Origin of the sequence: Agromyces sp. Root1464, from assembly GCF_001427265.1 — a bacterium.
GTDB classification, from domain to species: Bacteria; Actinomycetota; Actinomycetes; order Actinomycetales; family Microbacteriaceae; genus Agromyces; species Agromyces fucosus.
This window is the reverse complement of the sequence record NZ_LMFU01000001.1, coordinates 456,051-482,976: the sequence shown is the minus strand read 5'-3', so window position 1 is coordinate 482,976 and position 26,926 is coordinate 456,051. Positions and strand designations below refer to the sequence as shown.

Genomic DNA, 26,926 nt, shown 5'->3' with positions numbered 1-26,926 from the left:
TCGGCCGCGTCAGCGCAGCGGAACTCCCACGTCGCTGCCGCCCTCGGGCGTGAGCCTCGAGTTCATCGACAGCAGCGTCGGCGCCGGCACGAAGCCGCCCGCGAAGAGCGCTTCGCCCTGCCGGAACCACGGCGACCGGGCGATCAGGGCGGTCGGCGCGTAGCCGAAGTACGTCGCGAGCCCCTCGAGGTCGACGGGCGAGCTCATCTTCATGAGGGCGAGGTTGTCGCACTGGGAGATGATGCCGGGGGCGACCTTCGACGGTCGTTGCGTCGAGAGCAGCAGCCACAGTCCGAACTTGCGCCCCTCGGCTGCGATCTGCACGAGCCGTTCGCGCACCGCGACCGCGAGCGGCGAGGTCAGCGCGGGGGAGCAGAGGTTGTGCGCCTCGTCGATGACCAGGAGCACCGGTCGCCGCTCCTCCCGACGGGCCCAGAGCTCGTCGAGCACGGAGAGCGCCACGACGAGCTGCTGATCGGGCGTCGAGAATCCGCCGAGGTCGAGCACGGTGGCATCCGCTCGCTCGTCGATCACGAGCGTCGCCTCGCGGTCGTGGCCCGCCCAGACCTCCCAGTTCAGCAGTCCCATGTTCTCGATGCGGAGGCCGAGCGCCCGCTTGGCGGGCGCGGACGAGCCGAGCAGTTCGGGCAGCAGTTCGTTCGGCTCGATCGCGCTGAAGGTCTCGCTCAGGTGCACGACCGCATTGAACTCCTCGCGATCGACGACGGGGTCGAGGCGGAGCACTGCGGCCTTCGCCTCGAGGGTGAGCGCCGGGAACCTGGCGCGGAGCGGGATGGCGCCTTCGACGTTCGGGCGCAGCACGCGGATGTCTCGGTGCCGCAGCAGCTCGGCCGTCGGCCCGCTCGCGTCGGGGTTCAGCTCGCCGAGCCGCACGAAGTCCGAATTGGGGTCGAAGACCACGACGGGCAGCGCCGTGTGCGCGATCAGCTGTTCGAGCACGACCCCGAGCGCGTACGTCTTGCCCGAACCGCTCTGCCCGCACCAGAAGGTGTGGCGGTTGAAGCGGTGGGCGAGGAGCCGGGCCGCCCGCAGCGGCGGGCTGAGGTTGACGCCGATCTCGAGGGTCGCCCCCATGTCCGCGTGCACGAGGTCGATCGTGGCGCCGTCGGCCACCTCGACATCGGCTCCCGCGAACGGCAGACCGCCTCGGGGATCGAACCGGGTGCCGTCGATCGCGCCGAGCAGACGCCCGTGCAGCGCTTCGGGCTCGCCGTCGGCCGTCGACGTCCGCTCCTCGACGAGGGCGAGCAGGCGCGTGGTCGTCGTGGTCACGATCAGCAGCGTGCCGGCGATGAACGGCGTGCCCGAGGCATCCGGAACCGTGAACGATCGGCCGTCTTCGGAGTGCGCCGGACGCATCGGGGTGTCGGTCATCCGCCGATCATGCCACGCGCGCCGTGGCGATGACGGTCCCGGCCCGCCGGTGTGTCGACTACGAGGCGGATGCCGCCGCGTCGCCGGATGCCGTCGCCGCCGCGTCCGCGGTGCGGGCCGCCCGCCGGGCGAGCCACCACGTGCCGAGGCCGGAGGCGAGGAAGATCGCGGCGAGCGCGACCCAGCCCGAGAACCCGTGCGAGATCGCCGTCGCGTTGACGACGAGCGGTGCCGCGAGCGCGCCGACCGTGTAGCCCATGCCGAACACGCCCTGGTAGCTCCCGGCCTGCACGGGGTCGGCGAGCTCGAAGCTGAGGCCCCAGCCGCCGGCCTGCGAGAGCACCTCGGCGAAGGCGTGCACCGTCGCGGCGATGACGAGCACGGTGATCGCGAAGCCGATCGGCAGCCCGGCCGCCGAGGCGTACACGAGGCACGCGGCCGCCATGAGCCATGCAGCGATGCCCGACACCCGTGCGGCGACGCGCAGGTCGTGCGTGCCCCGCGAGAGCGGCACCTGGAAGATCACGACGATCACCGTGTTCAGGATGAGGAGTGCCGCGACGACCGCCTCGGGCGCCGTGGTCTCGCGCGCGATCCAGAGCGGTACGCCGAGCTCGGCGACGCCGAACTGCATGCCGAAGATCGCGCTGAGCGCGGTGAGCAGGAGGTAGCGGGGGTCGCGCCAGGGCGAGTGCCGTCGCCATGCACGCCGCTCGGCGGCGGCCGCCTCGGCGCTTGCGCCGGCGTCGAATGAGCCGGTCGCGGTCGTCACGGGGGTGACCGGCTTTCGGGCGGGCGCGTCGACCCGCGACGGCAGCCGCACGAGCTGGATGAGTCCGAGCAGGTACAGCACGCCGGCGCCGACGATGAGCGCGCGGTAGGCCTCGGCGGTGCCGATCGCGAGGGCGAGTGCGCCGAGCCCCGAGCCGGCGGCGATGGCGACGTTCGTGACGGTACGGAGCACCGCCCGTGCCTGAACCCGGCTCTCGCCGACGAAGGCTCGCGCGATGATCGCAGAGCGGGTCGAGTTCGCGCCCTGCTCGAAGAGCCCGCAGACCACGGCGATCACGAGCGCCGTGACGAAGTCGCCCGCGAAGACGTAGGTGATGAGCGCGATGCCCTCGATCGCGGTGAAGGCGATGAGCAGGCGCTTGGAACTGGCCCGGTCGGCGAGCCATCCGCCGCCGAAGGCCGCGATCACGCCGGCCGCGCTCGCGGCCGACAGGACGATGGCGACCTCGTGCGGCGCGAGGCCCACGATGAAGGTGAAGTAGAGCACGGTCACCGTGAGGAAGATGCCGCGGCCCACGCGCGAGATCAGGGTCGCCCCGACGAGGATGCGCAGCACCGGGTCCGAGACGGATGCCGCGAGGCGAGCGACGAACGACGGCTTGCCGGGGTTCTCGGGGCCGGCGGGGTCGATCGTCGGAACGGTTCCGGTGTCAGGTGTCGGGGGAGAGGTAGGGCTCACTCGTACAGTTCTCGCAGATGCGTCGGAGGGGTGAAATTGATGTAGCGTTGCGCTACATGTTGCGATACGTGCTCAACGAGGGGGACGTCGCGGCCGTGCGCTTCGGCATCTCGCCCCTCTGCGAACTCGGCCTCTCCCTGCGCGCGATCGACGACCCGTCGCGATTCCCGTTGCAGTTGCCGTGGCTGCGTCGCACCGAGGCGGCTCGAGCCGACCTCGACACCGAGGCGCTCGCCGGCCTCATCGACGATCGCCTGTGGACCCCCGACTTCCTGAACCCTCGTCCCGAGTCGCCGCTCACGAAGCTCGACGACGAGTTCGAGCAGTTGCTCGCGACCCCGCCCGACACGTTCATCGGCGACCTCGTCGCCGTGCACGGGCACGTGCCGGCCGTGTTCGAGGGGTCGCCGAAGGTCGCCGTCCGCCGCGTCGTGCGAGCGCTCCAGGAGCTCTGGGAGGCCTCGTTCGTCCCGTACTGGCCGCGCATGCGGGCGGTCCTCGAGGCCGACGTCGTGCATCGCGGACGCCAGATCGCCCAGAACGGACTGTCGACGATGCTGAACGGCATCTCGTCCACGGTCGACTACGAGGGCGGCATCGTCTCGGTGCGGCTGCGGGACCCGGCCGACCGGGTGCAGGCGATCGACGGGCTCGGACTCACGCTCGTGCCGACGATGTTCACGCGACGCGGCTCGGCACCGGTCGGCGACGGGCCGCCGATGATCATGTACCCGGCGCGCGGCCAGGGGGCGCTCTGGGAGAACGAGCCGGTGGCAAACCCTGCCGCGGTCGCCGCGATCCTCGGCGAGACCAGGGCGAGCCTCCTCTCCGCGCTCGGCGATCCCGCCTCGTCGACGGAGCTCGGCGTGCGCTTCGGCGTCACGCCGTCGGCCGTCAACCAGCACCTGCGCGCGCTCCGCGACGCCGGGCTGCTCGTCTCGACGCGGTACGGCCACAGCGTGCTCTACCTCAGGAGCGAACTCGGGAGCTCGCTGCTCGCCGCAGGGCGGTGAGCGCACCGCGGAGCGAGGGGAGCGGCCTCAGGCGGGGTCGGGGATGACCCGAAGCACGACCTTGCCCCGCACGTGTCCGGCCTCGAGCAGCCGGTGCGCCTCTGCGCCCTCCTCGAGCGGGAACTCGCGGTCGACGTGCACGCGCACGGCGCCGTCGTCGATCAGTCGCGTGATCACCGAGAGCGTGCGGGCGTCGGGTGCCACGGTGTAGCCGGTCGAGCGGATGCCGCGTGCCGCCGCCTCCTCGGCCATGGTCGGCCAGGATCCGGTGGGCACCGTCACGATCAGCCCGCCCTCGCGTAGCGCGTCGAGCGACCGGGTGCCCGTGTCATCCGCGACGTTGCCGATGAGGTCGATGACCACGTCCTGATCGGTCGCGACCTCCTCGAACCGTTCGGCGGTGTAGTCGATGACGCGCCTCGCGCCGAGTTCGCGCAGGAAGTCGGCGTTGCGTGCGGAGCCCGTGGCCGTGACCACCGCGCCGAAGTAGGCGGCGAACTGCACCGCGAAATGGCCGACGCCGCCGGCCCCGGCGTGGATGAGCACGCGCTGGCCGTCGTGCACGCGTGCCGTGTCGACGACGGCGCCCCATGCGGTGAGCGCGGCGAGCGGCACGGCCGCCGCCTCGGCGAACGAGAGCGTGGAGGGCATGCGGGTCAGGCTCATCGAGCTCACCGAGATGAGCTCGGCGTAGCTGCCCCCGAGCCTCGGCACCCGGCCCATGCCGTAGACGCGGTCGCCGGGCTGGAGCGGGTGCGCCGAGTAGGGCACCGACTCGACGACGCCGGCGAAGTCGCCGCCGAGCACGGCGGGGTACGACGGGATGGCCTTCGCGACGCCACGGCCCGACCTGGTCTTCGCGTCGATCGGGTTCACACCCGCTGCGACGACCCGTACGACGACCTCGTCGCTGATACGGATCGGATCGGGAACCTCCGCGATGTGCAGCTCGTCGGCCTCGCCCGTCCGATCGATCACCAATGCCCGCATCGACAACACCCTCCCGTGATTGCACTTCGCACCGTACCCGTCCTCGCTATGATCGCACCGACTGCCGGGTCGCCGGTGGCGCAGCGAGCAGGGAGCACGAATGCGAACGGTCTGGGCCATCATCAGGGTCGCGGCGGCCGCCGGCATCATCACCGCGATCGTCGGCCAGTTCGCGAAGAGCCTGTCGATGGTGCCCGACCCGGTGTTCTTCGTCGTCAACTTCCTGAGTTTCTTCACGATCCTCTCGAACGCGCTTTCGGCGATCGTGCTGCTCGTCGGAGCCTGGTTCGCCTTCCGCGCGCCGGTCGATCCCGCCGGGTACAACATCGTGCGCGCCTCGGTCGTCACGTACATGGCGACGACCTTCGTCGTCTACAACCTGCTCCTGCGCGACATCTCGCTCGACCAGGCGACGACGCTGCCGTGGTCGAACGAGATCCTGCACGTCTGGGCGCCGCTCTACGTGGTGCTCGACTGGGTGCTCGCGCCCGGCCGCCGCACGATCGCGTGGAAGCGCATCTGGACGATCGCGATCTTCCCGATCGCGTGGGTGGTCTACACGATGATCCGCGGCGCCGTCACCGGCTGGTACCCGTACCCCTTCCTCAACCCCGACGTCTCGCCGGGCGTGGGCTACGACGGGGTCACCGTCTACGTCATCGCCATCGCGGCCTTCATCCTGCTCGTCGGCGCGGGCATCATCGGCATCAGCCGGACCGCGTGGCCCTACCGTGCTGCGGCCGAGGAGTCGACTGCCGAGCTGGCGGAGGCGCCGGCCGCTCGCTGACCCGCGGTTCGCCGGGCCGCCGTCCGGCCGGGTCGCAGCGCCGCCGCGTCAGGCGCGGGTGTGCTGCAGCCAGCGCGCGATGCCCTCGCGCAGCAGCGCGGTCTGCACGGGCAGCCCGTCGTCGCGTGCGGGCAGCTCGACGAGCGGCGCCCCGAGACCGGCGGCCCAGCGTTCGGCGAGCGCGTAGGGATGCACGGGGTCGCGCGGCGCCCCGATGACGAGCGAGCGGATGCCGCGCGGCTCGAGCTCCCCGAGCTCGGCGTCGTCGCGGAATGCGCGGTTGCGCGGGATCTCGACGAGCCGCATCGCCCGTCGAGCGGCATCGGGAGCCGTGAACTGCGTCAGGAGGCCCCGCCCGCCCGAGGGCGACGCCGAGACGACGTGCTGGAAGATCGCCCGTTCACGGAACTCGTCGGCGCCGGCCGGGCCCGCGTCGGCGAGGATCTGGCCGATGACGGGGAAGACGCGCAGGTTGTCGGGCAGCGAGCGATCGCTGAACGACGGCCGCACGAACACCGCGCGTTCGATCGGCAGGATGCCGTCGAGCGCGATGCGGAGGGCGAGCGCCGCGCCGAGCGAGATGCCGATGATCGTCAGGGGGGCGGATGCCTCGGGCGACGGCGCGCCCGCCTCGTCGATCGCCTCCCGCACCGTCGCGGCCACCTCGGCGGCGAGCCGGTCGATGTGGAAGTCGGCGGGTTCGCCGACGGTGAGGAACCCGCCGTGGGCGCGGATGTCGGGCGCGACGATGAGCTCGTCGGTGCCGACCGCGGCGTGCACCGCGGGCGTGAGCAGGTCGAGCGGCTGGCGCCGGTCGGCGCCGAGGCCGTGCAGGAGAACGGTCGTCATCTGGGGGGACCTCCCGGCAGGGGGAATTGCTGGGGCAGTGCTCGGCGGTGCTGGTGGTGCGTCATGCGATGGGTTCCGGCATCAGGTGCGGCGACCGCCGAGCTCGGCGATGAGCTCGTCGGCCAGCCTCACGAGGATCGCGATCTGGTCGTCGTCGCGATCGACCCAACGGTACTCGGGCTCGTCGCGAATGGGAATGAAATCGTCGTGCTGCTCCCACACCACGAGCGTTCGCTCGGCGCCGAGCACGTACTGCTGCCACCAGACCTGCCGGAGGTAGCCGCGGGGGATGCCCCGCCAGGCGCGCGAGGTGGTCTTGATCTCGCACAGCTCGAGCACGCCGCCGGGCGCGACCCTCAGCCCGTCGGGCGTCGCGAGATGGCGCCGCTCGAACTCGGCGTGGAAGAGCAGGCTCGACGGCTCGATGCCGTGCGTGCGCCTCGCCCACTCGGCGATGACGGGCTCGCGCTCCTTGCCGTGGTCGGTGTACCGGCTGCCGCCGAAGGAGCTGCCGTTGCGCTTCTCCCAGGCCGCGGAGCGCACCGAGGCGAAGGACGCGAGCTTCGCGGCATCCGTCGCGGTGATGCCCCGCGAGCGGGCCCGCAGCCACGCGACCCGGTCGCTCGAGTCGGCGACGATGCGGGAATGGCAGGGGTGCCCCGAGGTCGGATGCCGCGGGCGCTCGTCGACCGCGACCGCCGTCGCCGCACCCTCGAGGTCGAAGAGGGCGAAGGGGGTGTCGGACACCTCTCGAGCGTACCGCTCCGCCCTGTCAGCGGGCCGAGGCGAGCGCGCGTGTGCGCGCTCCGTCGATCAGCGCGCCGCGAGCGCGTCGATGCCCTCGGGGGAGAGCACGTGGTGGATCGCGAGCATGCTCGCCCCGAGCACGCCGGCGTTCGCCGCGGCCGCCGACTGCACGATCGTGAGGTGCTCGGTCGCGAGCGGCATGGAGCGCGTGTAGACGACCTCGCGCACACCGGCGATGAGGTGTTCGCCGGCCCTCGCCATCGACCCGCCGATGGCGACGACCGAGGGGTTCACGAGGCTGACGCAGGCCGTCAGCACCTCGCCGATGTCGCGACCGGCCTGTCGAACGGCCTGGATCGTGTCGATGTCGCCGCGCTTGACGAGTTCGATGACGTCGTCGTTGGAGTTGGCCTCGATGCCCTGCTCGCGGAGCGCGCGGGCGATGGCGGGGCCCGAGGCGAGGGCCTCGAGGCATCCGCGGTTGCCGCAGTGGCAGGGCACGTCGCTGCCGCGAGCGACCCTGACGTGGCCGATGTCGCCGGCGATGCCCTGCGCCCCGCGCTGTAGCAGGCCGCCCGAGATGATGCCCGAGCCGATGCCGGTCGCGACCTTCACGAACATGAGGTGCTCGACCTGCGGCCAGGCGAGCGCGCGCTCGCCGAGCGCCATGATGTTCACGTCGTTGTCGACGAGCACGGGCACCTGGAGGTGCTGCTGCACCCAGCCGGGCACGTCGAAGCGATCCCAGCCGGGCATGATGGGCGGGTTGACGGGGCGACCGGTGGAGTGCTCGACGGGGCCGGGCACGCCGATGCCGATGGCGACGAGCTCCTGCCGATCGCGACCGAGCCCCTCGATGAGCGAGATGCCCGACTCGATGAACCAGCCGAGCACGGCCTCGGGGCCCTCTGCGATGTCGAGGGGCTCGCTGTGCTCGGCGAGCACGGTGCCGGCGAGGTCGGTGATGGCGATCGTCGCGTGCGAGGCGCCGAGGTCGGCGGCGAGCACGATGCGCGCTCCGGGGTTCAGGGCGAACTGCGACGGCGGGCGTCCACCGGTCGAGGCGGCGTCGGCGACGGGGGAGACGAGGCCGAGTTCCATGAGCTCGTCGACCCGCGCGGCGATGGTGGAGCGGGCGAGGCCCGTGCTCGCGGCGAGCGACGCGCGCGTGCGGGGCGCCCCGTCACGGAGCAACTGGAAGAGCTCGCTCGCGCCCGAGGCGCCGAGTGCCGAGCCGCGGCTGATGTCGACCATGCACTGAGTAAAGCACACCACCTTGTCTTGTCGCTGTATCTCGAAGGTGTAACGACTCCGGCAACTTTTGCCGAGGGACTAGCAAAAGGTGCAGGAAGTGTGTCAGCATGTCGACCATGACAACGGACGTCATCGCCCCAGCCCGCACGATACGTGCCGGCTTCGTCGGCGGCGGATTCATGGCCACAGTTCATTCTCGGGCAGCTCGCGCCGCCAGGGCCGAGCTCACGGGCGGTGCGTCCTCCTCGGCGAACCGTGCTCGCGACGCAGCGCAACGCCTCGGATTCGCCACCGCCTTCGACTCCCTCGGCGATCTCCTCGCAGCCCCTGACATCGACGTCGTGCATGTCTGCACGCCCAACACCACGCACGCGGAGATCGCCCGCGCCGCCCTCGAGGCGGGCAAGCACGTGATCTGCGAGAAGCCGCTCGCGACCTCGGCGACGGATGCTGCAGACCTCGCCGCGCTCGCCGCGGAACTCGGTCTCGTGGCGGCCGTGCCCTTCGTCTACCGGTTCCACCCCATGGCGCGCGAGGCGCGGGCCCGAGTCGCCCGCGGCGAGACCGGGCGCCTCCTCAGCGTGCAGGGCGCCTACCTGCAGGACTGGCTCGCGGCTCCCCGCGACGACGACTGGCGCGTCGACGCCGCGCTCGGCGGCCCGTCGCGGGCGTTCGCCGACATCGGATCGCACCTCGTCGACCTGCTCGAGTTCGTCTCGGGCGAGCGCATCACCCGACTGAACGCCTCGACGCGCACGGTGTACGAGGCGCGGGCCATGCACGACGACATCGCGACCGAAGACCTCGTCGCCGTCGTCGTCGAGCTCGCGTCGGGCGCCGTCGGCACGCTCCTCGTGTCGCAGGTCGCCCCGGGGCGCAAGAACGCGCTCTCGATCGAGCTCGCCGGCACCGACGCGAGCGTGCGCTTCGAGCAGGAGCGGCCCGACACCCTCTGGCTCGGGCGCACCGACGCCTCGAGCATCATCGAACGCGACCCCGCGCGGCTCGCCCACGACGCCGCCCGACTCTCGATCGTGCCCGCCGGGCACCCGATGGGCTATCAGGACGCGTTCAACGCCTTCGTGGCCGACGCGTATGCCGCGATCGAGGGGCAGTCGCCCGAGGGGCTACCCCGATTCGAAGACGGGTTGCGCGCGGTGCGCGTGACCGAGGCAGTGCTCGCCTCAGCGGCGAGCGGCAACTGGGTGGAGGTGCCCGCATGAACGCGCAACAATCGCAGGCCGTCGCCGGCCGCGGTGCCGTGCTCGACGGCGAGCCGGTGCTCGTCGCCACCGGCCTCGAGAAGTCGTTTTTCGGCGTGACCGTCCTGCGCGGGGTCGGGCTCACGCTCCACCCGGGCGAGGTGCACGGGCTCGTCGGCGAGAACGGCGCGGGCAAGTCGACCTTCATGAAGATCCTCGCCGGCGTCTACGAGCGCGACGGCGGCACCATCACGCTCGGCGGCACCGAGGTGGCGTTCAGCCACCCCGTCCAGGCCGCGCACGCCGGGCTCGCGACCGTCTTCCAGGAGTTCAACCTCCTCCCCGAGCGCACCGTCGCCCAGAACGTCTTCCTCGGCCGCGAGCCGCGCCGCGCGGGGTTCGTCGACAAGAAGGCCATGCTCGCCGAGACGCGCACGCTGCTCGCCGACCTCGGCATCGACTCCATCGACGCGGATGCCCCGGTGCGCACGCTCACCGTCGCCGAGCAGCAGATCGTCGAGATCGTGAAGGCCCTCTCGGTCGACGCCCGGGTGATCCAGATGGACGAGCCGACGGCCGCCCTCGCCGACCACGAGGTCGAACTGCTCTACACGATCGTCCGCCGGCTCTCGGAGCGCGGTGTCGCGATCGTCTACGTCTCGCACCGGCTGAAGGAGATCTTCGACCTCTGCGACACGATCAGCGTGCTGAAGGACGGCGCGCTCGTCTCGAGCGGGCCGGCCGACGAGCTCGACACCGACGAGCTCGTGCGCCGCATGGTCGGCCGACCGATCTCCGCCTACTTCCCGGCGGCGGAGGAGGGCACGGTCGTGGGGGAGCCGCGGCTCGAGCTGCGCGGCGCGGGCAACGCCTACGTCGACGACATCGACCTCGAGCTGCGCGCCGGTGAGATCGTCGGCATCGCGGGCCTCCAGGGCTCCGGGCGCACCGAGCTCGTCGAGGCGCTCTTCGGCATCGACCCGTTCACGCGAGGCGAGCTCCGGCTCGACGGCCGGCCGGTGCACATGACCTCGGCGCGACAGGCCGTGAAGGCCGGTGTCGCGCTCATCACCGAGGACCGCAAGGCCCAGGGGCTCGCGCTCAACCAGTCGATCGCCGACAACGCCCTCCTCGTCATCCGCTCCGTCTTCGCGCGGCGCACGAGCGAGTCGCGACGCGAACTGCCCGGGGTGCTCTCCTCGCTCGAGGTGGCCTCGCAGGGCGTCGACCAAGAGGTGCAGTACCTCTCCGGCGGCAACCAGCAGAAGGTCGTGCTCGCGAAGTGGCTCGCCACCAAGCCCCGCGTCGTGCTGCTCGACGAGCCGACCCGAGGCATCGACGTCGGCGCGAAGGTCGCCGTCTACACCCTCATGCGCCGGCTCGCGAAGGAAGGGGTCGCCATCCTCATGATCTCCTCGGAACTGCCGGAGGTGATCGGCATGTCCGACCGCATCATCGTCATGCACGACGGCCGGGCCTCGGCCGAACTGCCCGCTCGCAGCGACGAGGCGACGATCCTCTCGGCCGCGACCGGAACGCTCAAGGTCGGCGGCGCGGGCATCGGCGACGCTTCGACAGGCTCAGCGAACAATTCGGAAGAGGAGGCAGGACGATGAGCACCGCAACCGCGCCATCCGTTCGCCGAGGCCGCCGTCGCCGTCTCGACGCGAGCCTCATCGTCGGCATCGCCCTCGTCGGCGTGATCATCATCGGCGCCATCCTCGTCGCGAGCGTCGGGCGCAACTTCTTCAGTGCCGGCAACATCCGCGACATCCTCACCGGCATGAGCGTGCTCGGCTTCGTCGCGATCGGCCAGACACTCGTGATCCTCTGCGCCTCGCTCGACCTGTCGGTGCCGTACGTGATCAGCCTCTCGAGCCTGATCGCCGCCGACCTGATGGCCGGGAACCCGGCGAACATCCCGCTCGCCGTGGTGACCGTGGTCGTCGTCGCTGGCCTGATCGGCCTCGCGAACGGCCTCATCGTCACCAAGCTCAAGGTCAACGGTTTCATCGCGACGCTCGGCACCGGGCTCATCATCAAGGGCTATCTCGACTCCAACTACAAGGGCACGAGCGGCGAGGTGCCGTGGGAGTTCCAGCTCATCGGCGCTACCGGCGTCGGGCCCGTGCCGGTGTCGACCCTCCTGATGCTCGCGGTGGCCGTGATCGGCGCCTTCTTCCTCGCCCGCACCCGGGTCGGCAACCACATGTTCGCCGTCGGCGGCAACGAGCAGGTCGCCCGCCTCTCGGGCATCCGCACCGCTCGCCCCGTCATCGTCGCCCACATGCTGTGCTCGATCACCGCCGCGTTCGCCGGCCTCCTGCTCGCGAGCCGGCTCGGCGTCGGAAGCCCCACCGTGGGAATCCAGGGCGGCTACGACCTGCTCTCGATCGCCGCGGTCGTGCTCGGCGGCACCCTGCTCATGGGCGGCCGCGGATCCATCTGGGGCACCATCGGCGGCGTCGCGATCTTCGCGGTGGTCGACAACGTGATGAGCGTCATGCAGGTGAACCCCTTCCTGAAGGACGTCGTGCGCGGTGTCGTCATCGTCGCCGCCGTCGCCGTCTACACGAGCCGCTCGCTCGACCGCAGGCGCCCGCGCTTCGGCAGCGGTGCCGCCGCGCCCGACAGACCCGCGGACCGGAGCGCCCCGCCGCCCGCCGTCGCTCACGAGAAGGAGGCATCGGCATGAGCGCCGTGACCACCCCGCAGCCCACCGTCGGCCAGCGTCTCGCCGGTTTCGGACGCACGCTCATCAGCCCCCGCGGCGCCGTCTTCCTGCTGCTCATCGTGCTGCTCATCGCGATCACGTTGCTGAACCCGTCGTTCGCCGAGCCGTCGCAGTTCATCCGGTTCGTGCAGCGCGTCGCTCCCGTCGCGATCGTCGCGATCGGCCAGTACTTCGTCATCGTCGGCGGCGAGTTCGACCTCTCCATGGGCTCCGTCGTCACGGCGCAGGTCGTGATCGCCGGCAACCTCATCGGCCAGGACGAGTCGAAGTCCCTGCCCGTGCTGCTGCTGATGCTCGTGTTCGGCGCGATCATCGGCCTCATCAACGGCCTCATCGTCACCATGCTCAAGGTGCCGAGCTTCATCGTCACTCTCGGCATGATGCTCGCACTGCTCGGAGCCATCCTCTACTGGACCGGCGGTGCGGCGACGGGCAACCCCGCCGACGGCTTCCGCGAGATCGGGCGCGGCGGCATCCGGGACCTGCCCGTCATCGACATCCTGCCCTGGTCGGTCGTCGTGCTCGTGGTCGTCCTCGCCCTCGCGATCTGGTTCGGGCGCCGCCCGTTCGGGCGCACGATCATCGCCCTCGGCGACAACCCGACGACGGCCCGCTACTCGGGCACTCGCAACTGGTGGGTGAAGACCTCGACGTTCATCATCTCCTCGCTCTCGGCGACCGTGGCGGGCGTGCTGCTCGTCGGCTACGCCGGCGTGCACCCGAGCGTCGGCCGCGGCTACGAGTTCACCGCGATCACCGCGGTCGTGCTCGGCGGCGTCGTGCTCGGCGGCGGCCGCGGCTGGGTCGTCGCGGCGGCGGCCGGTGCGTTCGCCCTCGAGGCGCTCTTCACGCTGTTGAACTTCGCCGGGGTGCCGTCGACCTATCGCGACGCGGTGCAGGGCGCCATCATCATCCTCGCCGTCGCGTACTCGGCCACCACGCTCCGCGCCCGCCGCAAGGGCCGCGCCCTCGAGGCGCCGACCCCCCAGATTTCGCCGGATCCGTCATCGGATCCTGCGACCCAGACTTCGCCGGCACCGGCGGAGGAGCAGGATGCCGCGGCATCCGCTCGCCCTGCACCCATTCCCTCGACGCAGAGGGCTGACAACGAAACCAAGGGAGGTTCGTGATGCGACGCAGGTATACAGTGGCATCCGCCATGGTCGGCGCTCTCGCGCTGATCGCACTGGCAGGCTGTACCACCGACCCCAACGTGGCCGCGCCGTCGGAAGACGCCGGAGCCACGGAGGAAGCGGTCGAGTGGTTCGACCAGGAGCTCTACGACAAGCAGTACGCAGAACGGTCCGTCGTGCCCGAAGGGCCCGAGGGGCAGCCGTGGCTGCAGTACATCAACGCGGAGATGACCGACACGTCGGCCTACGCGTCCACGGGAGCGAAGAAGGCGTGCTTCGCGAACGCCTCGATCTCCAACCCGTGGCGCACGACCGGCTGGATCACGATGAACCAGCAGCTGAAGGTGCTGCAGGACGCCGGCGTCATCTCCGAGATGGAGACCCGCGACGCGCAGGACTCCGATGACACGCAGATCGCCGACATCGACTACTTCATCGAGGAGGGCGGCTGCGACATCTTCCTCATCTCGCCGAACTCCACGGCGGCCATGACTCCGGCCGTCGAGCGTGCGTGCGACACCGGCAAGCCCGTCGTGGTCTTCGACCGCGGCGTGCAGACCGACTGCCCGGTCACGTTCGTCCACCCCATCGGTGGATTCGCGTGGGGCATCGACACGGCTGAATTCCTCATCGAGGAGCTCGAGCCGGGTTCGAAGGTCGTCGCGCTCCGGGTGCTCCCCGGCGTGGACGTGCTCGAACAGCGCTGGGCCGCGGCCGAGAAGCTCTTCGGCGAGAACGACATCGAGGCCGTCGACTACTTCACTGGAGCCGACCCCGCCGAGATCAAGAAGATCATCTCCGACGAGCTCGCCAAGGGCGATGTCGACGGCATCTGGATGGACGCCGGTGACGGCGCCGTCGCCGCCATCGAGGCGTTCGAGGACGCCGGTGTCGACTACCCCGTCATGACGGGTGAGGACGAGATGAGCTTCCTGCGCAAGTGGAAGGAGACGGGTCTCACGGGTCTTGCACCGGTGTACTCGAACTTCCAGTGGCGTACCCCGCTGCTCGCCGCGCAGAAGATCTTCGCCGGCGAGGAGATCCCCAAGGAGTGGGTGCTCCCGCAGTCCCCGATCACCGCTGAAGAGGTCGACCAGTACCTCGAGGCGAACGAGGGCATGCCCGACGGCCACTACGCGAAGTTCGGCGGCGAAGACCTGCCGGGCTACCCGCAGGTCTGGCAGGACCGCATCATCCCGTAAGGGGTGATCGTGTGACGGCCTAACCTGGTCGGGCGGTGGCGGGAGACCGGCGCCGCCCGACCGCAGTCTTTCCATCCCCCGCTCGCAAGGAGGCAGCATGCGCCGCATCATCGGCGTCAACACGTGGGTCTGGACCTCGCCGCTCGACGACGACTCGCTCGCCGAGATCGCCGCGAAGGCAGCGGGCATGGGCTTCGGATCGATCGAACTGCCGGTCGAGACACCGGGCGACTGGTCGCCGGATGCCGCGGCCGACGTGCTCCGCGAACACCGACTCGCCCCCGTGGTGGTCGGCGCGATGGGACCGGGGCGCAACCTCATCGCGGCACCCGGCTCCGAGATCGTCGCCACCCAGAACTACCTCGTGCACTGCCTCGGCGTCGCCGAACGACTCGGCTCCCGCGTGGTCGCCGGCCCGTTCACGTCTGAGACAGGGCGCACCTGGCGCATGGACGCCGAGGAACGCGCGGCCCGGTACCGCGAGCTGCAGGACAGCCTCGGCCCGGTCGTTCGGGCAGCGGAGCGCAGCGGCATCCGCCTCGCGATCGAGCCGCTCAACCGCTACGAGACGAGCCTCGTCAACACCGTCGAGCAGGCCCTCGAGGCGCTCGGTCCGCTGCTCGGCCCCGGCCTCGGGCTCGCGCTCGACAGCTATCACCTGAACATCGAGGAGAAGCGCGTCGGCGACGCCATCCGCCTCGCCGGGGAGCACCTCGCCTACGTGCAGGTCTGCGGCAACGACCGCGGCGCGGTAGGCGACGACCACATCGACTGGCCGGCCTTCCTCGACGCCCTCGACGATGTCGGCTACTCGGGCCCGCTCGGCCTAGAGTCCTTCACAGGCGACAACGACACGATCGCGGTCGCCGCCTCGGTCTGGCGACCGCTCGCGGCCTCGCAGGACGAACTCGCGGCACGGAGCATCCGCTACCTGACCGCCCTCCAAGACGAACGGGAGCGAGCATGACCGACGGCCGGCACTCGAACGAGACGGATGCCGCGGCATCCGCCACCCGCCCCGTCACCCTCTTCACGGGCCAGTGGGCCGACCTGCCGTTCGCGGAGGTCGCACGCCTCGCCGCCGAGTGGGGGTACGACGGGCTCGAGATCGCCTGCTCGGGCGATCACCTCGACCTGAAGCGCGCCGAAGAGGAGCCCGGCTACCTCGACGAGCGCCGCGAGATCCTCGACCGCCACGGCCTGCAGGTCTTCGCGATCTCGAACCACCTCACCGGGCAGGCCGTGTGTGACGCCCCCATCGACTTCCGCCACGAGGCGATCCTGCGGCCGTACACCTGGGGCGACGGCGACGCCGAAGGGGTGCGGCGGCGTGCCGCCGACGACATGAAGCGCTCGGCGCGGGTCGCCAGGGCGCTCGGCGTCGACACCGTCGTGGGGTTCACCGGCTCGTCGATCTGGCCCTACGTCGCGATGTTCCCGCCCGTGCCCGCGTCGGTGATCGACGCCGGCTTCGAGGACTTCGCGGCCCGATGGAACCCGATCCTCGACGTCTTCGACGCCGAGGGCGTGCGGTTCGCGCACGAGGTGCACCCGTCGGAGATCGCGTACGACTACTGGAGCTCGGTGCGCACGCTCGAGGCGATCGGGCACCGCGAGGCGTTCGGGTTCAACTGGGACCCGTCGCACATGATGTGGCAGAACATCGACCCCGTCGGCTTCATCTGGGACTTCAAGGACCGCATCTACCACGTCGACTGCAAGGACACGCGGATGCGCCCCCAGAACGGTCGCGCGGGCGTGCTCGGCTCGCACCTGCCGTGGGGCGACCCGCGGCGCGGCTGGGACTTCGTCTCGACGGGGCACGGCGACGTGCCGTGGGAGGACTCGTTCCGCGCGCTCGACGCGATCGGCTACGCCGGACCGATCTCGGTCGAGTGGGAGGACGCGGGCATGGATCGCCTGCACGGCGCGGCCGAGGCCGTCGGATTCATCCGTTCGCTGCTCTGGCCGAAGCCGACCGCCTCGTTCGACGCGGCGTTCTCCAATCAGTAGCCGAACCCGTACGATCGGCCCTGTGCGAACCGCTCCGAACCCGACCCGTGCCCCGCGCCCCGACCGCGACCTCTCGCGGCCGCTGCCGTCGGCGCTGAGCTGGACGGTGCTGGTGGTCTTCGCCGCTGCGCTCGCCGTCGCCGTCGTGGCCGCCGGCCTGCCCTGGTGGATCCCGGCGTGGTACGGCGCGGTGAGCCTCGTCGCCTTCGTGGCGTACGGCCTCGACAAGCGAGCGGCGAGGCGCGGTGCGCCGCGCACCTCGGAGTCGGCGCTGCTCATGACGGGGTTCGTCGGCGGCTGGCCGGGCGCTCTCGTCGCCCAGCAGCTCTTCCGGCACAAGACGCGCAAGCGCAGCTTCCGCCGTGCGTTCTGGCTCACCGTCGTGGTCAACGTGCTCGTGCTCGCCGCGTTCATCGGCCTGCTGCAGGCGGGCCTGCGCCTGCCCGACCTCGACTACTCGGGGATGCTCCAGTAGTACGCGACGCCGCCGGGGTGCAGCTCGGTGATCGCCCAGTCGACCGAGCGGTCCCACGTCGGGTCGGTGTGGCCCGCGTAGAGGATCGTGATCGACCCGTCGGGTTCCGTCTCGACCGAGGTCACGATGCCGGTGTGGTCGCGGTCGCCCGAGTCGTCCCAGTCGAACTGCACGACGTCGCCGACCTTCACCGATGCGCGTTCGTCGTCGGTGAGGGCGGTCGCCCGCTCGGGGTGCTCCTCGAGGTAGTCGCGCATGGCCGTCGAGCTGATCCACGCGTCGGCGTGGCCGTAGGCGTCGCCCGACTCGTCGTACCACCACTCGTCGTCTTCGGCCCAGCCCCTGGCGAGCAGGGACTGGCTCGTGAAGTTCACGCAGTCGTTGTCGTCGAGGTAGCCGAAGGTGTCGCTCTCGGTGTCGTCCCAGTGCTCGAACGCGTAGGCGAGCTGGGCGGCGACGCCGTCGGAGTAGGCCGAGAAGTCGGCGACCCCGCTTTCGACATCGGATGCCTCGCGCCCCGCGCCGCTCGCACCGGAGACGGTATCGGAGACCCCGTTCGACGCGGTGCCGTCGCCCTGCTGGACGGCCGACCACGCGACGGCGGCACCGCCGGCGACGAGGACGACGCCGGCGACGGCGGCGAGGGCGAGCACGCCGCGGCGGCGGGAGACGGGGGACTGTTCAGAGGGGGACATCGATTCCAGCGTATGAAGCCCACCTGAGCGAACCCGCACAGCGGAGGGTCAGCCGGCGACGCTCCAGTAGTACACCTTCGTCTCGGGATGCTTCGGATGGTCGTCGACCGAGCGGTCCCACGTGGCATCCGTGTGGCCGCCGTAGTACACGTCGATCTCCCCGTCGTCGCCTTCGCGGACCGCGGTGACGACGGCGGTGTGGTCGCGATCGCCGGAGTCGTCCCAGTCGAACTGCACGATGTCCCCGGGCTTCACCTCCGCGCGCTGCGCGTCCGAGAGCGCCGTGGCCCGCTCGGGGTGGGCAGCGAGGTAGTCACTGAAGATCGTCGACGAACGCCAGGCCGCGGAGTGCGCGTAGGCGTCGCCGTCCTCGGAATACCACCACTCCTCGTCGACCTCCCAGCCGCGCTCGATGAGGGACTGGGAGGTGAAGTTCACGCAGTCGTCGACGCCGAGGACCCCGTAGCGCTCGCTCGAGTCGGCATCCCATCGGTCGCGCACGTACTCGAGCTGGCGCAGCACCGGCGCCGGCAGTTCGGGATCGAGTTCGAGGGCCGCCGCATTCGGGTGGCTGCCGTCGCCGCCCTGCGATCCCGGGCCCTTGGGTGCTGCCGCGGCGATGGCGGCCGCGACGAGCCAGACGATCAGCCAGACGACGAGCGCGACGACGACGATTGCCGCACCGCCCACGACGAGACGCCGCCGCAGGTAGGTCGCGGGGGCGGGGCGTTGGGGCGTCGTGCTCATCTCCTCCACCGTAAGCGCTGTGCCGCTGCCCCGCGCACCCACGGGCGTCGCACAGCGGCACGGCGGCATCCGCTGTTCTGTCGTGCCGCGCGGTCAGCGCTCGGTGACGGCGCCGTTCCTGATGAGGAGACGGCGCTCGGCGCGCTTGGCGACCGCGGAATCGTGCGTCACGACGATGAGCGTGAGCCCGCGGTCGCGCCAGAGCCCCTCGAGCAGGTCCATGATGTCGTCGCGCGTCTGCTCGTCGAGGTTGCCGGTCGGTTCGTCGGCGAGCAGCACCTCGGGTTCCTTCACGAGGGCGCGGGCGATCGCCACGCGCTGCTGCTGACCGCCCGACAGCTCGCTCGGCACGTGGGCGCCGCGGTCGCCGAGTCCCACCGATTCGAGCGCACCGGCCGCCCGGCGTCGCCGCTCCTCGGCGGGCACGCCGAGCGGTTCGAGGGCCGTCTCGACGTTCTCGAGCGCGGTGAGCGTGGGGATCAGGTTGAAGCCCTGGAAGACGAACCCGATCTCCTTCGCCCGGATGCCGGTGAGCCTGCGATCCGGAATGTGCGAGAGCTCCGCCTCGCCGAGCGAGACGCGGCCGCTGCTCGGCCGGTCGAGGGCTCCGAGCATCTGCAGGAGCGTCGACTTGCCCCCGCCGGTCGGCCCCTGGATCGCGACGAGCTGCCCCTTGGGGATCGTCAGGGAGACGTCCTGCAGGGCGGTGACGCGGCGCTTGGACTGCGAGTAGGTCTTCGACACGTGTTCGAGCGTGTACATGCTGGTTCCTTTCGTGGGGTGGGTGTCAGGCGACGCTGCGGAGCGCTTCGGCCGGGCGGAGTCTCGCGGCACGCCATCCGCCGAACGCCCCGGCGACGAGACCGCCGGCGATCGCGAGGCCGATGGCGATCACGATGACGCCGACGGTCACGGGCGCCTGCAGCACGACCTCGGCGGATGACGCGGCCGATTGCACGGCGTCGCCGAAGCCGCCGCCGGGACCGCCGGCCTGCATGACCATCTCGCGGCCACCGGCGCCGCCGGCGACCACCTCGGAGCCGGCGCTGCCGCCGATCGTCGGGGCGATCAGGTTCACGGCCCAGATCCCGGCGAGGCCGAGCACGAGGCCTCCGGCTCCGCCGATGAGGCCCTGCACGAGCGACTCACCGGTGACCTGGCCGACGATGCGGCCGTTCGACCAGCCGATGGCCTTCAGCGTTCCGAACTCGCGGGTGCGGCGGGTCACGCCCTGGATCGTGAAGAGGATCGCGATGAGGAACGCGGCGACGAGCACCGCGAGCGAGACCCAGAGCCCGAGGTTCGAGATGAGGCTCGACGCGCTCGCGAGCGAGCCCGAGACGGAGGCGGCGAGGTCGGACTGCGTCGACACCGTGGCATCCGGCAGCGCCTCCTCGATCTCGGCCTGCAGGGCCTCGATGCCGTCGGCGGACTCGGCCTGCACCGAGATGCTGGAGACCATACCCTCCTCGCCCGAGATCGACTGGGCGAGGTTGAGCGGGATGTAGACGTTCGCGGCGGTCGCGGCATCGGCCGAGGTCGACGAGACGGTGCCGACGATCTCGAACTCCGTACCTCCGACGTCGATCGTGTCGCCCACGGCGAGCTCGGCGCTCGTGGCATAGCCCGCGTCGAGCACGGCGATGGTCTCACCGTTGTCGGATGCCTCGAGCCCTCGACCGTCGGCCAGCTCGACCGCCGAGAGGGGGCCGACCGCTGCCGACGCCGGGTCGAGGCCGAGCACGGTGAAGCTGTCGACGTCGAAGGCGCTGCCGCCCGCTCCGTCGAAGCCGCCCTGCGGCGGTGCTGCGGGTTGCTCGCCGTCGGCGGGCGGCTGGTCGGTTCCCTGCGTCGACTGCTGGAAGTCCGGCAGCTCGCCGTTGAACGTCGTGTTCATGAGCGAGAGGGTGGCGGATGCCGCGGCGACGCCGTCGAGTCCCTCGACCGACGCCAGCGCATCGTCGTCGAAGGTGCTCGAGCCGAACCCGGCGGAGAGTCGCGACTGGCTGATCTCGGTCGAGCCGTCGGTCGTGGTGCCCGCTTCGGCGCCGAATTCGAATCGTGGGCCGCCGGCCTCGCCCTCCGCGGGCGGTGTCGGACTCTGCGACACCGTGAGGTCGGTGGCGACGCCGTAGACGGATTCGAGTACGGAGGCCTGGGCGTCGCGCACACCGGTGGAGACCGAATTCACGATCATGACGAGCGCGATCGCGAGCGCCATGCCGATCGCGATGATCGCGGTCTGCCTGCGGCGCCCGGCGAGTTCGCGCCGGAGATAGGTGAAGAACATTGGTGGTCCTCGGGGTCGGGGGAGACGTTCGGAGCGAGCGTCGATCGAGACGGTAGGAGCGGGGGCTGTGGAAGCGCGATGGCGAGCCTGTGCGCCGCCAATGCGACCCCGGCCCGACCATCCCCGCTCGCTCGACGGCGCCACGCAGCATCCACTCGACGAAGTCATAGGGAACGCATAGTTCGACGCGGATACTGGAGGTATGAGCACGAACGCCCCGGCCAACCCGCACCGCGCCCCCGCCATCGCGAAGGGCGACGGCTCGATGGTGCGCGTGCTCGTGGTCGACGACGAGCACTCGCTCACCGAACTGCTCAAGATGGCCCTCAAGTACGAGGGATGGGACGTGCGCACCGCGAGCGACGGCCAGTCGGCGGTGCGGATCGCCCGCGAGTTCCGGCCCGACGCCATCGTGCTCGACATCATGCTGCCCGACATCGACGGCCTCGAGGTGCTCTCGCGCGTGCGGGCGGAGGGCACCGAGACCCCCGTGCTCTTCCTCACCGCGAAGGACTCGCTCGACGACCGCATCGCCGGGCTCACCGCGGGCGGCGATGATTACGTCACGAAGCCCTTCAGCCTCGAGGAGGTCGTGGCGCGCCTGCGCGGACTCATCCGCCGCTCGACGCTCACGCTCGCACAGGCGAAGGACCCGGTGCTCGTCGTCGGCGACCTGACCCTCGACGAGGACTCCTACGAGGTCAGCCGCGGCGGCACGCCGATCGAGCTGACCGCGACCGAGTTCGAGCTGCTGCGCTTCCTCATGCGCAACCCCCGCCGCGTGCTCTCGAAGGCGCAGATCCTCGATCGCGTCTGGAGCTACGACTTCGGCGGCAAGGAGTCGGTCGTCGAGCTCTACATCTCGTACCTGCGCAAGAAGATCGACGCGGGCCGTGAGCCGATGATCCACACCGTGCGCGGTGCCGGCTACATGCTGAAGGCCGCCGGATGACACGGCCCGGCGATCCCGGCTACGCAGCGTCCGCCCGGGCGAGCGCGACCGGCGCGACGTCGGCGGTCGATCCGGTCGAACCGGCGGCCGATGAGTTCCAATGGGACGATCTCGGGGACGTCGCCGGCGAGCCGTCGACGGTCGCGCGGCGTCCGCGGCGGCCCTGGACGCTCCGCCGCCGACTCCTCGTCATCGTCGCCGCCCTGCTCGTCGCCGTGAGCGCCGCGATCGGCGTCGTGACGGTGCTCGTCTTCCACTCGACCTCGGTCGACCGCCTCGACGCGAGCCTTCGCGCGACGGCATCACGGGCGACGGAGGTGGCTCCGCCGGGATTCCCCTCGGACCCGAGGGCGACCGTGCTCGAGTTCCTCCAGGTGCCGGGTCAGCCGGTCGGCACGGTCGGCGTGCTCGTCGCCGGCGACACCGTCGTCGGCGTCCACATCTCGGAGACCGGGGAACTGCTCGAACCGAGCGCTGCGGCGACGCAGGCCTTCGCGGCCGTGCCGCCCGACGGACGGCCGCACAGCATCACGGCGGGCGGCATGGGGGAGTACCGCGCGCTCGCCGTGCAGACGCAACCGCAGGTGCGATCAGTGCTCGCGCTGCCGCTCGCCGACGTCAACTCGCAGACGGCCCAACTCGCCCTCACGGTCGCGATCGTCGCAGCATCGGGGCTCGTACTGGCCCTGGCGCTCGGCTCCGTCGTCGTGCGGCGGGCGCTCAGTCCGCTCGCGGAGGTCACGGCGACCGCCCAGCGCGTCTCCGAGCTTCCCCTCGACCGCGGCGACGTCGCGCTCGCCGAACGCGTTCCCGTCGACGACGAGCGCACCGAGGTCGGGCGCCTCGGCGGCGCCTTCAACCGCATGCTCGGGCACGTGGCATCCGCCCTGTCCGCTCGCGAGGAGAGCGAGCAGAAGGTGCGCCGGTTCGTCGCCGACGCGAGCCACGAACTGCGCACCCCGCTCGCGTCGATCCGAGGCTACGCCGAGCTGACCAGGCTGCACGGCGGCGAACTGCCGCCCGACGTCGTGCACGCGATCGGCCGCATCGAATCCGAGTCGGTGCGCATGACCGAACTCGTCGAGGACCTGCTGCTCCTTGCACGGCTCGACGAGGGGCGCGAGCTGGCGGCCCTGCCGGTCGACCTCAGCCGGGTCGTCGTCGAAGCCGTCGGCGACGCGCAGGCCGCCGGCCCCGGTCACGACTGGGAGGTGCGGCTTCCGGATGCCGCGGCCGTCGTCGTCGGCGACGAGCCGCGCCTGCGGCAGGTCGTGACGAACCTGCTCGCGAACGCGCGCGTGCACACGCCCGACGGCACCTCGGTCGTGGCCTCGCTCGAACACCGCGGCGACGACGTGGTGCTGACGGTCGAGGACGACGGCCCCGGCATCGCGCCCGCGCTCGCCGACTCGCTCTTCGAGCGCTTCGCCAGGGGTGACTCGTCGCGATCGCGCATCGCCGGCAGCACCGGCCTCGGACTCGCGATCGTGAAAGCCGTGGTCGAGGCGCACCACGGTGACGTGTCGGTGTCGAGCGAGCCGGGCCGTACCGCCTTCGTCGTCGCGCTGCCGCTCGCCCCGTCGGCATAGGCTGGGAGGCGACCCAGCACCCGCACGAGCCGTGACCCCGAGACGCCCATGAGCCTGCAGCAGACGATCACCCGCATCGCCGCCGAGCTCGGGCGCCCGGCCCTCGTCGAGGACCATCGGCGCTCCGTCGTCGCCTACAGTCCGCACCCCGACGAGATCGACGAGGTCCGTCGCCGCTCGATCCTCGAGCATCGCGCCGATCCGGCGGTCCACACCTGGCTCAGTCGGCTCGGCGTCTACGCCGCGACCTCTCCGGTGCGGGTCCCGGGCAACCCCGAGTTCGGCATGCTGCCGCGCGTCTGCGTGCCGATCGGTCGGGCGGGCATCGTGTTCGGGCACCTGTGGTTCATCGAGCCCGCCGAGCGAGCGAGACCGCTCGACCTCGTGCGAGCGGGTGCCTCGGCTGAACTGGTCGCCGAGGAATGGGCGCGCGTCAGGATGTCGGAGGAAGGGGAGTCGGCCCGTGAGGACGAGCTCGCCCGGGAGCTCGTGCTGGGTCGCGCCGACGTGCGGCGCCGTGCGGCAGAGGAGCTCGTCGAGTCCGGACGGTTCGAGAGCGGGCTGCTCCGCGTCTACGTGCTCATGGCCGACGCACCGCCGAGGCCCCGAGACGGCCCGGCCGACGAGGAGCTCGAGCGCGGGGCGCGCAAGGCGCGTCGTGCGCTCGGCGGCCGCGGCGTACTGGCGTTCGCCAAGAGCGACCACGCGGCCGTCCTCGTTCCGTCGTCGACCGGTCGTTTCGGCGACACCGACCGCATCGCCCGGGTGGTCGCAGAGTCGGCCGGCGAAGCGATCGCGGGCGCTCTCCGGGTCGGCGTCGGCGGAGAGGCATCCGTCGTCGCCGCCAGGGACGGCTACCGGCAGGCGCGCCGGGCACTCGGCATCGCGGACTCGTTCCGGCTCGGCGAGCGCGTGCTGCACTGGGACCGTCTCGGGGTCTACCGGGGATTGGACTCGGCATCCGCCGCCGGGCTGCGCTCCAGCGACTTCGAGCCCGGACTCGAGCGACTCGCGGCGGAACGCGACGGCGAGGTGCTCATCGAGACGCTCGAGTCGTATCTCGCGGCCGCCGGCCATGTGCAGTCGGCCGCGACGAGGCTGAGCGTGCACCGGACGTCCCTCTACAACCGGCTGAATCGGGCGCAGCGCATCCTCGGCATCGACCTCGACGACGGCCTCGATCGACTGGGGGTGCACATCGCGCTCCTGATGCGTGCCGCAGAGGCGACGGCGGGCGACGGCACCCGACGCGCCGGCTGAGCACGCGGACGGCATCGACATCTGTCGATCGCCTCACGACTCCGTCGCATCATCTGACGCGTGACCGGAGCCCCCGCTCTGCCTAGCCTGTGAGCCAGTGGGGGCTCGCTCCGTCCGCATGGAGCGGCGAGCCGATGGGTCCCCGATCACGATCGAAGGAGCTCCACATGACCGCAGCCGCCCTCCACCCAGACCGACGACGGCGCAGTCGTGCCGTCGCCGTGGCACTGACGTCGGTGCTCGCCGGTGGCCTCGTCGTCGCGGCGACGCCCGCCTACGCGGCGTCGACGCCGGAGATCGAACCGACCTTCCAGGACGGCCTGTCGCAGGCGGTCTTCACGAAGGTGGCGTCCGAGTGGATCAACGAGGAGGCGTGGGTCGAGAGCGAGGTCGACTCCGACCGCGACGGACGGCCCGACCTCGTGCACATCGACGTGAGTCGCGTGCCCCAGACCGCCGACGGGCTGAAGGTCCCCGTGCTCATGGAGATGAGCCCGTACTACGCGGGTGGCACCGAGGTCACGAACTGGGGGGTCGACCACGAGATCGGCGCGCCGCCGGCCGAGAAGGACGCGTGGCCCGCCTACACGCCGACGAATCGCACGAGCCCCCGGATCTCGGGGTCGCTCGAGAACACGTGGGTGCCGCGCGGCTACGCCGTCGTGCACGCGGAGGGCCTCGGCAGCGGCTGGTCGGAGGGCTGCCCCACGTCGGGCGGCCTGAACGAGTCGCTGGCCGGCAAGGCCGTGGTCGACTGGCTGAACGGGCGAGCCACCGCGTACACGGGCATCGACCGCGCGACCGAGGTCACCGCCGACTGGACGACGGGTCGGGTCGGCATGATCGGCACCTCGTACAACGGCACGTTGCCGATCGGCGTCGCGAGCACCGGCGTCGAGGGCCTCGAGGCGATCGTGCCGGTCTCCGCCATCTCGAGCTGGTACAACTACTACCGCTCGAACGGGGCGGTGCGAGCGCCCGGCGGCTACCAGGGCGAAGACCTCGACGTGCTGGCCGACTACGTGTACACGCGGTTCGACCAGGAGATCTGCCAGCCGGTGATCGACGAGCTCCGGGCGAACGAGGACCGGGCGACCGGCGACTCGAGCCCGTTCTGGGACGAGCGCGACTACCTCGCCGACGCGGAGAACATCACGGCAGCCACGCTCGTCGCGCACGGGCTGAACGACTGGAACGTGATGACGAAGAACGCCTCCGACCTGTACGAGGCGCTGAAGGCCAACGGCGTGCCCCACCAGATCTACCTCCACCAGGGCGGCCACGGCGGCAACCCGAACGACACCCTCCTGAACCGCTGGTTCACGCGGTACCTCTACGACGTCGAGAACGGCGTCGAGCAGCTGCCGAAGGCCTACATCGTCCGTGAGGACCGCACCCTCACCGAGTACCCGGAGTGGCCCGACCCGGCCATGGAGCAGGTCAAGCTGAAGTTCAGCCCTGCAGCCACGGCCGACGGGGTCGGCGGACTCTCGGTCTCACGCGACGGCTCCCGTGCGACCGAGAACCTGGTCGACGACGCGAGCATCCGCGCGACCACCCTCGCCGCAGCGGAGACGTCGCCGAACCGCCTCGCGTACCGCACGGGAGTGCTCGGTACACCGCTGCGCCTCTCGGGCACGCCGTCGGTGTCGCTCGAGCTGTCGGTGGATCGCAGCAAGGCCAACCTCACGGCACTGCTCGTGGAGTACCCCGCGACCGGAGCGCCGAAGATCATCACGCGCGGCTGGGCCGACGTCGAGAACCGCAGCTCGTCGGCCGTGACCGAGCCGATCGCGGCGGGCACCTCGTACGGCTTCGACTTCGACTTCGAGCCGAAGGACTACGTGTTCTCGGCCGGTTCGAGGATCGGCGTCGTCATCATGTCGTCCGACTTCGAGTACACCGTGCGCCCGGCGCCCGGAACCGAGCTCACGCTCAAGCCGTCGGCATCGACGGTGCACCTGCCGCTCGTCGGCGGGATGGGGGCGTTGCAGGCGTCGCTCCGCACCGCTCCATAGCCCGCGCACCCCGCCCGCGCACCGCGCACCCCGCACGAACGACGGCCCGCACCCGGGAGAGCCCGGGTGCGGGCCGTCGCGTCGCGTCGGACGCAGTGCCGCGAGCCGCC

General features: G+C 71.2%; 24 protein-coding genes. 14 read left to right on the top strand and 10 right to left on the bottom strand.

Annotated features, from left to right (window positions below; all coding sequences use genetic code 11):
- Positions 1–9: 9 nt before the first annotated feature.
- On the bottom strand, positions 10–1,395 hold the full coding sequence (locus ASD23_RS02185; protein ID WP_082571115.1) for an ATP-binding protein: 1,386 nt from the start codon (positions 1,393–1,395) through the stop codon (positions 10–12).
- A 58-nt stretch (positions 1,396–1,453) separates the two neighbouring features.
- Positions 1,454–2,866, bottom strand: coding sequence for an MFS transporter (locus ASD23_RS02180; RefSeq protein ID WP_235507608.1), 1,413 nt, complete (start codon positions 2,864–2,866; stop codon positions 1,454–1,456).
- 56 nt (positions 2,867–2,922) lie between these two features.
- Here ASD23_RS02180 and ASD23_RS02175 point away from each other — a divergent pair, with 56 nt between their 5' ends.
- A complete protein-coding gene (locus ASD23_RS02175; RefSeq protein WP_056005649.1) occupies positions 2,923–3,879 on the top strand; it encodes an ArsR/SmtB family transcription factor in 957 nt (318 codons plus the stop codon).
- Between the two features lie 27 nt (positions 3,880–3,906).
- Here the strand turns inward: ASD23_RS02175 and ASD23_RS02170 are convergent, their stop codons facing one another.
- Entirely contained in the window at positions 3,907–4,857 is a 951-nt protein-coding gene (locus tag ASD23_RS02170; protein ID WP_235507607.1) for an NADP-dependent oxidoreductase, read from the bottom strand.
- 112 nt (positions 4,858–4,969) lie between these two features.
- Between ASD23_RS02170 and ASD23_RS02165 the strand changes: the two genes are divergently transcribed.
- Positions 4,970–5,656: a Pr6Pr family membrane protein gene (locus tag ASD23_RS02165; RefSeq protein WP_056005643.1), complete on the top strand. Its 687-nt coding sequence runs from the start codon at positions 4,970–4,972 to the stop codon at positions 5,654–5,656.
- A gap of 48 nt (positions 5,657–5,704) precedes the next feature.
- On the opposite strand, the gene ASD23_RS02160 is transcribed toward ASD23_RS02165, so the two are convergent.
- The 3 genes from ASD23_RS02160 to ASD23_RS02150 all read right to left on the bottom strand — a co-directional run bounded on the left by ASD23_RS02160 (position 5,705) and on the right by ASD23_RS02150 (position 8,506).
- Positions 5,705–6,505, bottom strand: a complete 801-nt coding sequence (locus ASD23_RS02160; RefSeq protein ID WP_056005640.1) for an alpha/beta fold hydrolase — start codon at positions 6,503–6,505, stop codon at positions 5,705–5,707.
- Positions 6,506–6,586: 81 nt separating this feature from the next.
- On the bottom strand, positions 6,587–7,144 hold the full coding sequence (locus tag ASD23_RS02155; RefSeq protein WP_056007639.1) for a YqaJ viral recombinase family protein: 558 nt from the start codon (positions 7,142–7,144) through the stop codon (positions 6,587–6,589).
- A 174-nt stretch (positions 7,145–7,318) separates the two neighbouring features.
- Positions 7,319–8,506, bottom strand: a complete 1,188-nt coding sequence (locus tag ASD23_RS02150; protein WP_199470610.1) for an ROK family transcriptional regulator — start codon at positions 8,504–8,506, stop codon at positions 7,319–7,321.
- 116 nt (positions 8,507–8,622) lie between these two features.
- Here ASD23_RS02150 and ASD23_RS02145 point away from each other — a divergent pair, with 116 nt between their 5' ends.
- From ASD23_RS02145 to ASD23_RS02110, 8 genes are all read left to right on the top strand, one after another.
- Entirely contained in the window at positions 8,623–9,729 is a 1,107-nt protein-coding gene (locus ASD23_RS02145; RefSeq protein WP_056007630.1) for a Gfo/Idh/MocA family protein, read from the top strand.
- The gene (locus tag ASD23_RS02140; protein WP_056005637.1) at positions 9,726–11,324 is read left to right on the top strand and encodes a sugar ABC transporter ATP-binding protein; all 1,599 of its coding nucleotides are present in this window, start codon (positions 9,726–9,728) and stop codon (positions 11,322–11,324) included. The genes ASD23_RS02145 and ASD23_RS02140 overlap by 4 nt, the downstream gene beginning before the upstream one ends.
- Complete coding sequence (locus tag ASD23_RS02135) at positions 11,321–12,403, top strand: ABC transporter permease (protein ID WP_056005634.1); 1,083 nt, start codon at positions 11,321–11,323, stop codon at positions 12,401–12,403. The genes ASD23_RS02140 and ASD23_RS02135 overlap by 4 nt, the downstream gene beginning before the upstream one ends.
- Positions 12,400–13,572 (top strand): ABC transporter permease, encoded by a 1,173-nt coding sequence (locus ASD23_RS02130; protein WP_082571113.1) that lies wholly within the window; start codon positions 12,400–12,402, stop codon positions 13,570–13,572. The genes ASD23_RS02135 and ASD23_RS02130 overlap by 4 nt, the downstream gene beginning before the upstream one ends.
- 29 nt (positions 13,573–13,601) lie before the next feature.
- Positions 13,602–14,777 carry a substrate-binding domain-containing protein gene (locus ASD23_RS02125; protein ID WP_442854315.1) on the top strand — a complete coding sequence of 392 codons (1,176 nt, stop codon included), beginning with the start codon at positions 13,602–13,604 and terminating at the stop codon, positions 14,775–14,777.
- A gap of 97 nt (positions 14,778–14,874) precedes the next feature.
- On the top strand, positions 14,875–15,744 hold the full coding sequence (locus ASD23_RS02120) for a sugar phosphate isomerase/epimerase family protein (RefSeq protein ID WP_056005626.1): 870 nt from the start codon (positions 14,875–14,877) through the stop codon (positions 15,742–15,744).
- Entirely contained in the window at positions 15,741–16,790 is a 1,050-nt protein-coding gene (locus ASD23_RS02115) for a sugar phosphate isomerase/epimerase family protein (protein ID WP_056005623.1), read from the top strand. Before ASD23_RS02120 ends, ASD23_RS02115 begins: the two co-directional genes overlap by 4 nt.
- Positions 16,791–16,812: 22 nt before the next feature.
- Positions 16,813–17,265, top strand: a complete 453-nt coding sequence (locus ASD23_RS02110; RefSeq protein WP_082571112.1) for a DUF1294 domain-containing protein — start codon at positions 16,813–16,815, stop codon at positions 17,263–17,265.
- On the opposite strand, the gene ASD23_RS02105 is transcribed toward ASD23_RS02110, so the two are convergent.
- The 4 genes from ASD23_RS02105 to ASD23_RS02090 all read right to left on the bottom strand — a co-directional run bounded on the left by ASD23_RS02105 (position 17,244) and on the right by ASD23_RS02090 (position 20,997).
- Positions 17,244–17,960 (bottom strand): amidase domain-containing protein, encoded by a 717-nt coding sequence (locus ASD23_RS02105; RefSeq protein WP_082571111.1) that lies wholly within the window; start codon positions 17,958–17,960, stop codon positions 17,244–17,246. The genes ASD23_RS02110 and ASD23_RS02105 overlap by 22 nt on opposite strands.
- Positions 17,961–18,008: 48 nt before the next feature.
- Positions 18,009–18,707 carry an amidase domain-containing protein gene (locus ASD23_RS02100; RefSeq protein ID WP_056005617.1) on the bottom strand — a complete coding sequence of 233 codons (699 nt, stop codon included), beginning with the start codon at positions 18,705–18,707 and terminating at the stop codon, positions 18,009–18,011.
- Between the two features lie 93 nt (positions 18,708–18,800).
- Entirely contained in the window at positions 18,801–19,469 is a 669-nt protein-coding gene (locus tag ASD23_RS02095; protein ID WP_056005614.1) for an ABC transporter ATP-binding protein, read from the bottom strand.
- Positions 19,470–19,494: 25 nt separating this feature from the next.
- On the bottom strand, positions 19,495–20,997 hold the full coding sequence (locus ASD23_RS02090) for an ABC transporter permease (RefSeq protein WP_056005611.1): 1,503 nt from the start codon (positions 20,995–20,997) through the stop codon (positions 19,495–19,497).
- Between the two features lie 202 nt (positions 20,998–21,199).
- On the opposite strand from ASD23_RS02090, the gene ASD23_RS02085 reads away from it, so the two are divergent.
- The 4 genes from ASD23_RS02085 to ASD23_RS02070 all read left to right on the top strand — a co-directional run bounded on the left by ASD23_RS02085 (position 21,200) and on the right by ASD23_RS02070 (position 26,816).
- Positions 21,200–21,949: a response regulator transcription factor gene (locus ASD23_RS02085; protein ID WP_056005608.1), complete on the top strand. Its 750-nt coding sequence runs from the start codon at positions 21,200–21,202 to the stop codon at positions 21,947–21,949.
- Positions 21,946–23,538 carry a sensor histidine kinase gene (locus ASD23_RS02080; protein WP_082571109.1) on the top strand — a complete coding sequence of 531 codons (1,593 nt, stop codon included), beginning with the start codon at positions 21,946–21,948 and terminating at the stop codon, positions 23,536–23,538. The genes ASD23_RS02085 and ASD23_RS02080 overlap by 4 nt, the downstream gene beginning before the upstream one ends.
- A gap of 48 nt (positions 23,539–23,586) precedes the next feature.
- Entirely contained in the window at positions 23,587–24,798 is a 1,212-nt protein-coding gene (locus ASD23_RS02075; protein WP_056005605.1) for a PucR family transcriptional regulator, read from the top strand.
- Positions 24,799–24,965: 167 nt separating this feature from the next.
- The gene (locus ASD23_RS02070) at positions 24,966–26,816 is read left to right on the top strand and encodes a Xaa-Pro dipeptidyl-peptidase (protein WP_082571108.1); all 1,851 of its coding nucleotides are present in this window, start codon (positions 24,966–24,968) and stop codon (positions 26,814–26,816) included.
- Positions 26,817–26,926: the final 110 nt, after the last annotated feature.